This is a genomic window from Dictyobacter aurantiacus, from assembly GCF_003967515.1.
GTDB lineage: Bacteria > Chloroflexota > Ktedonobacteria > Ktedonobacterales > Ktedonobacteraceae > Dictyobacter > Dictyobacter aurantiacus.
In genome coordinates, this window is sequence record NZ_BIFQ01000002.1 from 330,670 (window position 1) to 344,550 (window position 13,881).

Below are 13,881 nucleotides of genomic sequence, written 5' to 3' on the forward strand. Positions count from 1 at the left end.
AGAGACAGGCTTAAACATATATCCATGCACGATATGCTTCAATGCATTGTATACACGCAATATATATATGGGCGTTGAGGGCCAGCCATGCCTTTCCTTTATGTACGAAGAAGGGACATCGGCGTTACTGTAGGGGGAAGGTCATAGCCCTATCTGGTATAAAGACTGTCCAGATAGGGCTATAACGCTTTTGATGGCAGTGATCAGGATTGGGTGGGAGTGCTCAGGGTGACGGCATCCTGGGAACGCGGATCCAGGCGGTCGCGCACGGCGTCACCGAGCAGGTTCATGCTGATAAGGAGGATAATAATGGTGATGGCCGGCCCCACCATCATCCAGGGGTCGGTGGACAGGTATTGCTGGGCATCGTTGATCATGGTGCCCCATTCAGGCGTCGGTGGCTGAACACCCAGACCGAGAAAGCTGAGAACGCTTTCATCCAGGATAGCCAGGGAGATAGAGAGGGTGGCCTGAACCAGCAGGGGACTGAAGATATTGGGAAGGATGTGCCGCAGTAGGATCCTCCAGGTCGGCGTGCCGGTGACCCGCGCGGCCTCCACGTAGTCCTGGGTGGAGATCTGCAGGGTCTGCCCGCGCGCGATGCGGGCGTAGATCGGGATGCGCACCACCGCCAGGGCAATGGCCAGGTTGATGATGCTGGGCCCCAGGGCCGTCACCAGGGCCAGGGCCAGGATCAATGAGGGGAATGAGAGCAGAGCATCAACAATCATAGCGATAACCTGATCGACCCAGCCTCTGCTGTAGGCGGCGATCAGTCCCAGCACGGTGCCGATCAGCCCGCCCAACAGGATAGAGACGACTCCTACCGAGAGCGAGATGCGCGTGCCATAGATGATGCGGCTCAACTGGTCGCGTCCCAGCGAGTCGGTGCCTAGCCAGTGGGCGGCAGTGGGACCCTGTGCCGTGATAGTGGGATGATAGAGGGTCGGTGAGTAGGGGCTGATCCAGGGCGCGAAAAGCGCGGCCAGTACAAAAATCAGCAGGACGACGGCGAACCACCAGCGGGGATCGCGACGAAAGCTCCGCACGATACTACCCCAACTCACTCGCCAGCGGCCATGGGATCTGGGCGGTGTGTAACGGGTCCGCCCCTCCCTGTTTTCTTCGTCATGCACATCGGTCGATATAGCCATGCCTACCTCCATATAGAAACCAGCCTATACAGGTGGATAACAGTCGCATTGGGATATGGATCAGCTGTGGAAGCGGATCTGCGGATTTAAGAGGCCATAACTCAGGTCTACCAGCAGGTTGGCCAGCATATATGAGATGGCTGAGAGCAGTACGATGCCCTGCACAACGGGATAGTCCTTGGCCAGGATACTGGAGACGGCCAGCTGACCCACCCCCGGCCAGAGAAAGATTGATTCGACCACGAAGGTGCCCGCCAGAATGGCGCCAATCTGGATTCCAACGATGGTCAGGACCGGCAGCACGGCGTTGCGCAGTGCGTGCAGATACAGCACCCTTCTTTCGATCACGCCCTTGGCGCGCGCAGTGCGGATATAATCCTGGCTCAAGACCTCGATCATGCTGGCGCGCAACTGGCGCATATTGACGGCGATCGAGCCCAGGCTGAGGGTGAGCACGGGCAGGATCATGTCGTGTATGTTCCCCAGCGGGTCCTGGTTAAATGGGACGTAGCCGCCGGGCGGGAAGAAGCGCAGTGAGACCGCCAGCAGAAATAAGAGCAGGAGGCCGATTACAAAACTGGGAATGGCCGTTCCCAGCAGGGCGAAAATATTGACCACCAAATCGATCCAGCTGTTGCGATGGGTGGCCGCGAAAATGCCCAGTGGAAAGGCGATCAACAGCGAGAGGATGAGTGAGCAGAAACCGAGCTCGGCCGTGACCGGCAAACGCTGGCCGATCAGCTCGATCACCGGCTGCTGAAACTGAATCGACTGGCCCAGGTTGCCGTGGATCGCCAGCCAGAGCCAGATCGCGAACTGCACTGGCAACGCCTGGTTAAGCCCCAACTGCTGACGCAGCGCGGCCACCGTTTGCGGCGTCGCCTCCTCTCCCAGCAGCACACGCGCCGGGTCCCCCGGTATCAGATGAACCGTAAAAAATGTAATGAAGCTGACCAGCAGCGCCACCGGCAAGAAAAAGAGCAGCCGCTGCACCGAATATCTCGTCATGAACCTCTCCTTTGTATCCCCGCCTTCGGCGGGGAGAGGGGGAGAAAGGATGGTGTGGGGGACACCCCCACGCTCCCGGCAGGAGGGCCTCGCCGGCCCTCCTGCACCTCCCCCGCTTTCATCCCCAATCATTTCTGTTAGAGTTGGTGCAACGGGTGGCGCTACAGCGCCACCCGTTGCACCAACTCTAACAGATTTTTTGAGCGCCGCAGGCGTGTAGAGTCAGGGGTCAAAGACACCCAACGCAGGCAAGCGCCCGCAAGGGGCGCACCTACTGGCTGAGGTACACGTTGGAAAAGTTCATAATGGTCGTGGGCAGAATGGTAAAATTCTGCACCTTATTGGTTGTCGCCTGGATAGAGATGCCATGATAGATAAACACATACGGCATATCTTGCATGATCTGCTGTTCCGCCTGCTGATAATCGGTGGCGCGCTGCTTCTGATCCAGGGTGGCACGCGCATCCTCCAGCAGTTTATCGACCTGCGGATTGGAGTACTGCATGTCGTTATTGCCACCTCCGGTATGGAAGTAGGAGTAGATGTTGCCATCGGGATCAGGACGCCCGCTCCAACCAAGCATGGCCGCGACAAAGTTGTGCGACGAGGTATCGCTCAGCAGGGTGGCGAAGGGCTCTTGCTTGATGTTGACGGTGATACCGGCCGGCTGCAGTTCCGACTGGATAAACTGGGCCTGCTGCGCCACGGCGGGCGAGCCGCTGGCGATCGAAAGCGTAAAGGAGACACTGGACTTGCCGCTCTTAGCCAGGGCCGCCTTCGCCTTATCCACCGAATAGCTATAGGGGGCGAAATTCTTGTCGTATGCCCAGCTACTGGGAGGGATAGGTCCTTGCGACACGGTTCCCAGACCCTTGAGCACCCCGGACACGATCTCTTCCCGGTTGATGCCCCAGGCGACGGCCTGCCGTACATTGACGTTATCGAAGGGGGCCGCCTTCGTATTGAGCATGATGCCATAGAAACTCAGACCCGGCATCTGCTTGTAGATCAGACTGCTGTTGGATTTGGCGGCCGCCACATTATTGGCGCCCACCGTATCGGCGGCCTGGATGGTGCCGGTCTGCAGGTTCGAGAACTCTACGCTCTCATTGGTAATGGGCCGGTATTTGACCGAGTTGAGATATGGCAACGCGGTCCCCTGCGCGTCCTTCTGCCAGTAGTGGGGATTGCGCTTGATAGTCAAATGGTCGCTCTTGACCCAATCGCCGAACATAAAGGGTCCACTACCCACGCCCGTGGGAGCGTTGCTCAGGTTCGCTCCCAGTTTGCCTACGGCGGTGGGAGAGAGAATCATGCCCGAGCGATCCGTCAGGGTGGCCAACAGGGGCGAGAAGGGTTTCTTTAAGGAAAAACGTACATGTGAAGGGTCCACGGCCGTCACCGCCTGCACGCTTGAGAGTTCGCTGTAGCGGGGAGAGGACGGTGTGGAGAGGATACGATTGATATTGAAGACGACCGCGTCGGCGTTAAAAGGGGTGCCATCCTGGAACTTGACATCTGTGCGCAGGGTGAAGTCTAACTCCTTCGGGTTTGGTTGCGTCCAGGATGTCGCCAGGTCCGGCTGAATATTGTTCTGCGCATCGACGCGCACCAATGTATCGTAGATATTTAACATCACCTGCCGGTCCACCAGCGCCGTGGACTTGAGGGGATCGAGCGTAACTACATCTGAAGCGAGGCCGACGCTGAGATCGCCGCCGCTCTTGGATTGACTGGTCTGCTGAGTTGTACTCCCACCACCACAGGCGGAGAGCAGCATCAGCATTGTCATGAGGATGATCGCACATGGGAGAGGGAATTTTCTGGTCCGCGAGATTGCTGACAATCTCGTACCCTTAGAAAATATAGCTGTCATAAATATCATCAGCTCCATGAATTGCAAATATAATACCAGACAACGCTACAATTTAATTATGATTGATCAGTTTGAGCAATACTCAAACAAATACGCGCGATATCTTCTCCTTATAAAGCAGTATATGTGTACGCAATACAGTTGTCAGGCGCAACTAAAAAAAACTCTAGTGAATAAATCAAATAGTAAAACGAGTATATACATTTTGTCAAGTTTATGTAACTCACTATGGCGCGGCCTCTCGTTATTTGCCCGCACACTACCATGCAGAAGTACTTCCTGGCTTATATTAAGCGATCAAGTAGCGCGTAAGGGTTGCAGAAATGGTCCGAATTGATGTGGTATACTGGGCCTATAATTGTTACAATGGCATGGAGGAATTATATGAGTAGTGCATCACCTGGTACCTTGAGGCAGCCAAATCGCTGGCTGATCGCTATCGCCGCCTTTGTATTGCAGCTTGCTCTGGGCTCTGTCTACGCCTGGAGCGTTTTTTCTAAGCCTATCGCCGCGCTATTTAATGGCATTCCCGCCAGCAAGGTGACCGCGGCGCAGCTCTCGCCTATCAGTCTGACGTTCTCGATTACGCTGCTGGCCCTGGGAGTGACGGCCGCCTTCGGTGGCTATCTGCAGCTACGCTATGGTCCTAGAGTGATCGCTACCGCCGGCGGCATCCTCTACGGCCTGGGTATTGTCCTGGCCGGCCTGACCTTATCGTCCCACAATGTGTACCTGCTGTATCTCACCTTCGGCATCATCGGAGGCATCGGTATCGGGCTGGGCTATATCGTGCCGTTGGCCATGCTGCTGCGCTGGTTCCCCGATCGTCGTGGCTTCATCACCGGTCTGGCAGTGGCGGGCTTCGGCCTGGGCGCTCTGCTCATCGCGCAGACGGTCCCCCCGCTGCTCCTGCCCAAATCTATCGGCGTTGCATCGACATTTATCTATCTTGGCATTATCTACCTGATCGTGGTCGTAGGAGCAGCCCAGTTCTTCCGCCGCGCGCCCGATAACTATGTGCCAGAGGGCTGGAGCCCATCGACGACCGTACAGGCGGAGATGAACGCCAACCGGGATTATACCTTCGGTGAAGCATTACGTACCCCCCGCTGGTACGTGCTCTGGCTGACGCTGGCGCTCAACGTCACGGCGGGCGCGGCCCTGATCGCCGTCGCCTCGCCGCTGGCGCAGAAGTTTACCGGCGTCGATCCGATCACCGCTGGTGTCTTCGTCAGTACCATCTCGGTCTTTAACGGACTCGGACGCCTGGCCTGGGCATGGCTCTCCGACGCCATTGGGCGACCCTTTACGTTCCTGGCCATCTTTGTCGTGCAGATCCTCGCCTTCCTGTTCCTGGCGCAGATCGGGGCCGGTGGCTTTGCCCTCCTGCTCATCCCGGGCGCGCTGATCGGACTCTGCTACGGTGGCGGCTTCGGCACCATGCCGGCCTTCGCGGCCGACTTCTTCGGCGCTAAATACTCCGGCACCATCTACGGGGCCATGCTCACCGCCTGGAGCGCCGGCGGCATCGTTGGTCCCATCCTGATCTCCAACATGGAATACCACGCCGCCATCTACGTGATCATAGTCATCCTGGCCGTCTCCTGCGCCCTGCCGCTGCTGGCCCGCTTCCTCAATCAGCGCCAGCGCAACGACGCTGTCGAGGTCGTAGCTGGCAAAAAAGCCTGAGTTCTGAAGGGCAAGGTGTGGTATAACTGGTATGCCACGCCTTGTCTTTTGGCAATTTTTTATACCTGAAATATGACAATGGATGTCATGACTGAGCGGCTATACTTGTGTCTGTTGTCTTTGTATGTTCAAGTGAATATAGGAAGGATACAGGTATGAAGTATGGGGTCGTGCTGCCGCTATCGGGGATCGATGGGGATCTGGAGCGGCTGGTTGAGTATGCGCGTATCGCGGAGGATGCGGGCTGGGATGGCGTGTTTCTAGAAGATTACATCGTTTACTGGGGGGAGCATAACATCACTTATGATCCATGGCTGGCGCTGACGGCGATCGCTCTGCGTACCCAACATATCGAACTGGGCATTACGGTAACGCCCCTGCCGTCGCGCCTGCCATGGAAGCTAGCACGCGAGGCCATCACGCTGGACCACATTTCTCATGGTCGCCTGATCCTCGGCTTCGGGCTGGGTGATGCGCAGGATCACCACTTCGGCGAGGTGGCGAACGAGAAGCAGCGCGCCACCATGCTGGATGAGGGGTTGGAGATCCTGGCCGGCTTAATGAGCGGGCAGCCATACAGCCATCAAGGAACATACTACACGATCAATGAGGTTACGTTCAATCCACAGCCGGTGCAGCGTCCCCGCATACCCATCTGGATCGGTGGCTGGTGGCCGCGCAAGGCACCAGCCCTACGCGCAGCGCGCTGGGACGGCTTCTGCCCCGCGAAATTACCTGATGCGCAAGGCGATGGCTCCCTCAAACCACACGATATCCAGGCCATACGAGACTTTATAAGCACCAACCGTACAGGCGATGCTCCCTTTGATATTACAGCAGCCGGACACAGCGCGATGGGCGACCGTGCAAAAGCCCGCGCGCAGATTGAGCCCTTTGAAGCAGCGGGCGCCACATGGTGGGGTGAATTTATTCTACCGGAGCCCGGCGAAAGTGCTCAGGCGCTGGCACGCATCAAACAGGGGCCACCACGAGATTAACTGGGGCAAGCCCCAATACGTTCAACTTTAGCGAAAAAAGGGAAGCATTGGGGAACCCGAAACGTCATAGGAATGCATGTGAGCGGTCCCCGATCACGATCATGTCCCCGTAGGCGGCCGTAGTTGCCGGGCTTGCCCCGGCAACTACGGCCGCCTACGGGGACATGATCGGGTCGAGGGATGTTCCATATTCCGCTGGCGATTTGTCGTTTTTCTTGTTGCTTGCTCTAAAATTGAACGTATTGGAGGCAAGCCTGGCACCTACATACGAATGATTGTGCCACAATGGTGGATATGGTACACTGCTAGCAAGTGGGCGGTGAAAGAAGTCGTGAGATTAAGAGGGCTGTCCCCTTGCTTTGTCAAGCACAAAAAGGAAGGTAGGCGTGGAGGACCAGCAGAGCCAGCCAGAGCCAGGCACATCATTTGATCAGCAAAGCGATAAACGCGTAAATACTTACCAGCCAGTGCCGCCAGCTGTATCAATAAGCAACCACACACCTGCTCCATTATCCGCACATGTTACCAACGCTGAGATCAGCGCATTCGAGCTTATCATGACGGAGATGGAGGAGGCCATCATTCTTACTGGCCTGGATAACAGGGTATACTGGCTTAATAAAGCCGCGCTAGAACTGCTGGGGCTATCTTCAGTCGAGGAAGCAGTGGGTAGATCCTACGGGGAGCTCTTTAAGCAGTGCCGCATATATGATCTGAAGCATCGCCCCTTTTCAAAAGATACAGAGACGAAGGCCATGCAGGCGCTGCTTGATCCTCAAACCCATAAGCAGACCGTACTGTGTCTGCTCCCTTCGAGCCGTATCGCGTGCATCGATGTTACACGTACATTCATCAGGCGACCGTTACAACCCACCAATATCATGTATCAACTGCACGACCTCACCCATTTTTACGAGGTGCAGAAGAGCAGCTGTCAGAATAACTCGGCCCTCTTATCGTTGATCAATGCCATCGCCCATCTGCGCGACCTGCTGGCCGCGCCGCCGTCTAAAGAATCGCTGTCGATCCCATCTTCCATCCATGCCATCGGCCAGCACCTGCTCGATCTGATCCGCGATCTACTGGGGGGCCAGGCCGCGTTCCTCTTCTCACTGGGAGCCACCGATCAGCGGCTCTACTATATCGCCTTCAGTGGTCTAACACAGCCACAGGCCGAGCTGCGCTGGCAGAATAGCGGCCGCTACAGTCTGTCGGATTTCCTCGATCCCGACGCCATCGAACAGCTGCTCCAGCATAAACAGGTCAGGGTCGATCGCGAACATATGCGCATCCCGTTTTTGAAGCGCGTCGATTTCACGTCCGCTAACCTGTTCTGGACGCCGCTATTCGTGAAGCAAGAACTGGTCGGGATGTTTGTCCTGGGCAGGGATAATCCCTGTGACCCCGAAGAGAGCGAGCTGGTAGAGGCGGTCGCCACCTTGACCGCGTTGATGATCGAATATGTGCGGCCATTCGCCCACACCAACCAGGAACAGGGCAACGATATGGTGGTGCAGGCCACCAATCAGATCATCAATACGTTCCTGAACCTGGCCAGCCACGAGTTGAAGACACCGCTAACGGCCACCATGGGCAACATCCAGCTGGCTCTGAGGCGCCTGGAAAAGCTGAAGAAGGAGGCTGATCTGTCCGATATCAATAAAAAGATCGAACAGCTGCGGGACCCGTTGGAGGCGGCCAGCGATAGCGCGCGCCTGCAGGAACGCATTATCAGAAACTTGATCGATGATTCACGTATCCAGGCGGATACCTTTAAGCTCGATATACAGCGCTACGAGCTGCTTGAGCTGGTGAAGGAGACCGTGGGGCAACATCAGAAGCGGCATCCCGAGCAGCAGTTCACCCTGCGGCTCCCTCCACAGGCGCTCTGGGTCAACATCGACGCGCACAGGATCAGGCAGGTTCTGCAGACCTACCTTTCCAATGCCTCTCAGCAGTCGCCGACCGATCAACCGATCATTATACAGATACGCGTAGAGGCCGATCAAGCGTACATCAGCATCCATGATAGAGGGCCCGGCATCGCGCTAGAAGAGCAAGAGCATATCTGGGAACGCCTCTATCGCTCCCTGGGGACCGCGCCTCAGAATGAGCTCGATCTAAGCATGGGTATGAGCTTCTACCTGTGCCGCAACCTGATAGAACGCCACCATGGCCTGGTCGGGGTCGAGAGCATCCCAGGCCACGGCTCAACCTTCTGGTTCTCGCTGCCCCTGGCGCGCCATGACATCACCAGAGTCACCATGCCGCGTGTAAACCCACCACCCCCAGCGCCCTCCCCGCCATCGCCGTAGGTGCGCCCCTCGCGGCCCATCCATCCCCTCGTAGGTACGCCCCTCGCGGATAGGAAGCGCCCGCGAGGGGATGGATGTTAATTCTCAGATGGCTTGTAATGGCCGGGCTCGCTGCGGAAGCTGATGGCGAAGCGGTTCCAGGCGTTGATGGCGGCGACGAGCAGGGTCAGGTTGGTCAGTTCGGTCTCGCTGAAGTGCACGCGCACCTGCTCATAAACATCGTCAGGTACGTGATCGATCGAGATCAGGGTCAACTTTTCGGTCCACAGCAGAGCGGCCCGCTCGCGTTCGCTGAAGAAGGGGGTCTCCTGCCAGACCGGCAGGGCATACAGGCGCTGCTCGCTTTCACCGCCGGCCCGCGCGTCCAGACTGTGCATGTCCACACAGTAGGCGCAGCCGTTGATCTGCGAGGCACGCAATCGCACCAGTTCCTTCAATGAAGGCTCAAGGCCACAGTCGGCGATATACGTTTCCAGCCCATTCATGGCGCGCATGGCACCAGGAGCCGCTTTTCCATAGTTCATACGTGAGGTCATAAAAATACATCTCCTTCTGATAAAAATCTTTTTGACAACTGAAGGCATGCTCGCCGCCTTAAGGCAACGTTTCTCAGAGCGTGTCTGACTCTCATGATGATGGCCTGCGGCCTGCATGGGTTTTCGCACCTCCGGTGCTCAGAATTCCGTTGTGTGTTGGTGCATCCGGTGCGCATCCGCGCACCCGATGCACCAACACACAAAATCGGTGCAGCCGTGCGGGGGCGCTCATACACCCCCAACATGACGGAAGTCAGACACGTTCTCAGAAAGTGTCTGATTCTCATGATCATCGCTTGCAGCACGCCTGAGCTTTCGCACCTCCGGGGCTCACACGTCCATGGTGTGTTGGTGCATCCGGTGCGCGGATGCGCACCGGATGCACCAACACACAAAAACAATGCGGCCGCGTAGCGGACGCGAGTGCGGGGGCGCTCACGTGCCCCCAAAGTGGTGGGAATAAGACACATTCTCAGTACTTTCTTCAATAATCAGATAATAGCATCTTAATGGTATTGCTAAAAGAGCCATTTATGTATACAATGAGAGAGCCATTAAGAATCGTAGTGAGCCTGTAGCAGATAGAAGAGATTAGCATATGCCTAAACGAATAGTGCGCAGCACGAGACCGGAGATTACGCTGGACCAGTACGCGGCGGCACCCTTATATAAGCAGTTGTATGAGCGGCTGCGCGCGGAGATCCTGTCGGGACAATTGGAGTCGGGGGCACGGCTCCCCTCAACGCGCACGCTGGCCAGCGAGCTCGGGGTGTCGCGCAACACGACGGCCCTGGCTTACGAGCAGCTATTAATGGAGGGCTACATCGAGAGCAAGGTAGGCGATGGAACACGGGTAGCTCGCCTGCAACCAGAGCAGGCGCTGCATGTGCGCAGGAACGGCCGCAGGCCCACAGCCAGTCGGCAGCCAGTCACAAGAGATGAGCCAATGGGGCAGCGCGGCCAGCTACTCGCTGGTCTGACCTGGCTGGAAGAGGAAACACATCCGGATGACACGCTAAATACCGCCTTCAGGATCGGCCAGCCAGATGTGACGACCTTCCCCTATGAAACCTGGGCACGACTGATCTCCAGGCACGCGCGCCAGTCGCTGAGCACCTTCACGGAGTACTCGGACGCGCAGGGCTACGCGCCCCTGCGTGAGGCGATCGCGGCCCACATCGGCATTACACGCGGCGTGCACTGTTCGCCGGAACAGATCATCCTTACGGCTGGCGCGCAGGGTGCCCTTGATCTACTGGCGCGCGTGCTGCTGGACCCCGGAGACATGGCGTGGGTCGAAGATCCCGGCTATCCAGGGGCACGTGGAGCACTGCTGGGAGCCGGCGCTACGCTGGTTCAGGTGCCGGTAGATCGGGAGGGCATCGATGTCGAGGCGGGCAGACAGCTCTGCCAGCAGGCACGACTGGCGGTGGTGACGCCCTCGCACCAGTTTCCAACCGGCGTCACCATGAGTTTGAACCGGCGACTGGCCCTGCTCGAATGGTGCCGCGAGAGCCGGTCGTGGATAGTCGAGGATGATTATGATAGCGAGTTTCGCTTCAGCGGACGTCCACTGGAGGCGCTGCAGGGACTCGACAGCAGCGGACGCGTCATCTATGTTGGCACCTTCAGCAAGGTGCTCATTCCATCCCTACGCCTGGGCTACTTGATCGTTCCACCCACGCTCCTCAAAGGCATGGTGGCAACGCGCCGCCTGATCGACGTGTACCTGCCCCTGCTGGAACAACTGGCCCTGACCGACTTTATCGTTGAGGGCCACTTTGCGCGCCACCTGCGCAAGATGCGCATCCAGTATCTTGAACGCCGCAATACACTGGTAGACGCGCTGCGCAAGGAACTGGGAGACAGGGTAGAGGTAATGGTGCCCCAGGCGGGGATGCACCTGATGGCCTGGCTCCCCACAGGTCTGGACGCCCGACGTGTCGCGCGGCAGGCGACCCGGCACGGACTGCTTACGACACCGATTGTACAAAATTCCCAGGATTCACAGCATGCCAACACGCGCCAGGGTCTGATGCTGGGCTTCTCTGGCGCCACCCCGTCCGAACTGAGGGCAGCCGTCCAGATCCTGGCACGCGCATTTCAAGAGCTATAGCTCGGCGTTCAATTTCTCAAACGATCCATGCTCAAGCACATCTACGGCAACGGAGCGCAGGTGAGTCAACATCGAACGCATCAAGGTACCAGCGAGACTCACCCGGGCTACGCCCAGCCGCTCAAGCTCGGCCAGCGTGGTTCCGGCGCGACCACCCATGATGTTGATCGGCCCATCGATGGCCTGGACCAGACGGCCAATGGTATCATAATCAAGATGCGCAATCGGATAGACACAGTCCGCTCCGGCCTGCAAATAGGCATTGGCCCTTCTTACAGCGTGCTCGAAGCGGTCCTCAGGCTCGCCGATCTTGAGCAGGAAGACATCAACGCGGGCATTAATCACAAACGGCACATCCAACTCGGACGCCAGCTCGCGCAGGGCCGTCAGCAGTTCGACCTGGTACGACATGTCCACCAGCCCGCTCCCCGGCTGCTTGCGCGAATCCTCGATATTGATGCCCACCACGCCCGTCGCCATGACTTCCCTGACCGTCTGCAGCACATCCGGGATCGAATTTCCAAAGCCGGCCTCGATATCCGCCGTCACGGGCAGGTTCACCACGCGCGTAATGCGAGCCAGTACCTCAACCAGCATCTCACGCGTAATCCGCTGACCATCCTCATACCCCAGCGCGGTCGCTACACCCGAACTGGTGGTGGCGATGGCCGGAAATCCCACCTGCTCAATCACCTGGGCGCTGGCAGCGTCCCACACATTGGGCAACACCAGCATCGGCGCTCCCTGATGCAGGGACCGAAAACGCCGCGCCCGCTCCTTCTGTAACCCGCTCTCCATAGCTAGATCCTGCCTTCTTATTTAGACTATAAGAACAATCGTTCTCAACACTATGGCTATCACTATAAGCTGCCAATGGCAGCGGGTACAAGAGCCGATTTCTACATCATCAATAGAGCCATTATCTCCTATCGGGTTTTGGTGTTCAGCCTTATGGGCGTAGTAGTACCTTGATGGCGCGGCGCTCATCCATGGCGCGGTAGCCCTCGGCGACCTGCTCTAGAGGCAGTTCCATGTCGAACACCTTGCCGGGATTGATCTTGCGGTTCCAGATCAGGTCGATCAGCTCGGGCAGGAAGCGGCGTACGGGAGCAGGACCACCATGCAGGTGAACTTCTGAGAAGAACAATTCCTGGCCATCCAGGTTCACATCGTGGGAGACGCCGACGTATCCAACAGAGCCGCCAGGCCGGGTGGAACGGATCGCCTGGAGCATCGACTCCTGGGTGCCAACCGCCTCGATGACCGAGTGCGCGCCGAGTCCATTGGTGAGCTCCTTGATCTTCTCTACGCCCGCCTCCCCGCGCTCAGTGATGATATCGGTCGCGCCGAACTCGCGGGCAAGCTGCTGGCGTTTCGGATGACGACTCATCGCGATGATCCTCTCAGCCCCCAACTGTTTGGAAGCAAGTACGGCGAGCAGCCCGACGGCACCGTCTCCGATAACTACAACGGTCTTGCCGGGTGCCACATCGGCGGCCACGGCACCAAACCAGCCGGTACCCAGCACGTCCGAGGCAGCCAGGAGCGAGGGGATCAGGTCATCATCGGGCATGCCGGGCGTAGCGACCAGGGTACCATCGGCCAGAGGGATGCGGGCGCGATCGGTCTGGGTGCCGATGGTCTGCGACACAAACTCTCCGTGCACGCAGCGCGACTGATAGCCGGCCTGGCAGATCTCGCAGGTGTTGTCGGAGATAACGAACGAGCCGACGACAAAGTCGCCTACCTTGATGTTCTTGACCTCGGAGCCGATCTCCTCGACGATCCCAACATACTCGTGACCCATTGGCTGGGGCTGGCTAACCTTTTCAACACCACGAAAGGGCCACAGGTCGGACCCGCACACGCAGGTCGCCACCATCCGGATGATCGCATCCGTCGGTTCAATAATCTTCGGATCTTCGCGCTCTTCGAAGCGCACATCCCGAGGGCCGTACAGCATAGTTCCTCGCATAATGAATCTCCTTCTTATTCAGGGCGCTCGCTCTGTGCTGGCGAGCGTAAACTTACTACCACCAAATACCTTGCCTCACGCTCCTGCCGTGTGGAAGGTAACATGTCGGCAGCTTTTCTGTGACGTGAGAGCCGATGAGGTCCGGGGAGAGGAGTCTGTTTTCTCTCTAGTGGGTAGTATAGACCGCCTGGAACAGAGAGTAATAGAACAATTC

At 57.8% G+C, this 13,881-nt stretch carries 10 protein-coding genes; 4 read left to right on the forward strand and 6 right to left on the reverse strand.

Annotated features, from left to right (window positions below; genetic code table 11):
• Nucleotides 1-203: 203 nt before the first annotated feature.
• From KTT_RS26250 to KTT_RS26260, 3 genes are all read right to left on the reverse strand, one after another.
• Nucleotides 204-1,154, reverse strand: a complete 951-nt coding sequence (locus KTT_RS26250; RefSeq protein WP_126600386.1) for an ABC transporter permease — start codon at nucleotides 1,152-1,154, stop codon at nucleotides 204-206.
• A gap of 60 nt (nucleotides 1,155-1,214) precedes the next feature.
• Nucleotides 1,215-2,162, reverse strand: a complete 948-nt coding sequence (locus KTT_RS26255; RefSeq protein WP_126600388.1) for an ABC transporter permease — start codon at nucleotides 2,160-2,162, stop codon at nucleotides 1,215-1,217.
• A 271-nt stretch (nucleotides 2,163-2,433) separates the two neighbouring features.
• Nucleotides 2,434-3,954 carry an ABC transporter substrate-binding protein gene (locus KTT_RS26260; RefSeq protein ID WP_235845881.1) on the reverse strand — a complete coding sequence of 507 codons (1,521 nt, stop codon included), beginning with the start codon at nucleotides 3,952-3,954 and terminating at the stop codon, nucleotides 2,434-2,436.
• Nucleotides 3,955-4,422: 468 nt separating this feature from the next.
• On the opposite strand from KTT_RS26260, the gene KTT_RS26265 reads away from it, so the two are divergent.
• The 3 genes from KTT_RS26265 (at nucleotide 4,423) to KTT_RS26275 (ending at nucleotide 9,040) form a co-directional block, all read left to right on the forward strand.
• A complete protein-coding gene (locus KTT_RS26265; protein ID WP_126600392.1) occupies nucleotides 4,423-5,727 on the forward strand; it encodes an L-lactate MFS transporter in 1,305 nt (434 codons plus the stop codon).
• 155 nt (nucleotides 5,728-5,882) lie between these two features.
• Nucleotides 5,883-6,725, forward strand: coding sequence for an LLM class flavin-dependent oxidoreductase (locus KTT_RS26270; RefSeq protein WP_126600394.1), 843 nt, complete (start codon nucleotides 5,883-5,885; stop codon nucleotides 6,723-6,725).
• 386 nt (nucleotides 6,726-7,111) lie between these two features.
• Nucleotides 7,112-9,040, forward strand: coding sequence for a sensor histidine kinase (locus tag KTT_RS26275; protein WP_126600396.1), 1,929 nt, complete (start codon nucleotides 7,112-7,114; stop codon nucleotides 9,038-9,040).
• 77 nt (nucleotides 9,041-9,117) lie between these two features.
• On the opposite strand, the gene KTT_RS26280 is transcribed toward KTT_RS26275, so the two are convergent.
• Nucleotides 9,118-9,576 carry a carboxymuconolactone decarboxylase family protein gene (locus KTT_RS26280; RefSeq protein ID WP_126600398.1) on the reverse strand — a complete coding sequence of 153 codons (459 nt, stop codon included), beginning with the start codon at nucleotides 9,574-9,576 and terminating at the stop codon, nucleotides 9,118-9,120.
• 598 nt (nucleotides 9,577-10,174) lie between these two features.
• On the opposite strand from KTT_RS26280, the gene pdxR reads away from it, so the two are divergent.
• Nucleotides 10,175-11,692: a MocR-like pyridoxine biosynthesis transcription factor PdxR gene (gene pdxR, locus KTT_RS26285; RefSeq protein WP_126600400.1), complete on the forward strand. Its 1,518-nt coding sequence runs from the start codon at nucleotides 10,175-10,177 to the stop codon at nucleotides 11,690-11,692.
• On the opposite strand, the gene KTT_RS26290 is transcribed toward pdxR, so the two are convergent.
• Nucleotides 11,687-12,490, reverse strand: coding sequence for an isocitrate lyase/PEP mutase family protein (locus tag KTT_RS26290; RefSeq protein WP_126600401.1), 804 nt, complete (start codon nucleotides 12,488-12,490; stop codon nucleotides 11,687-11,689). The two genes, pdxR and KTT_RS26290, sit on opposite strands and share 6 nt — an antisense overlap.
• Before the next feature lie 151 nt (nucleotides 12,491-12,641).
• Entirely contained in the window at nucleotides 12,642-13,667 is a 1,026-nt protein-coding gene (locus KTT_RS26295; protein WP_126600403.1) for a zinc-dependent alcohol dehydrogenase family protein, read from the reverse strand.
• Nucleotides 13,668-13,881 lie beyond the last annotated feature (214 nt).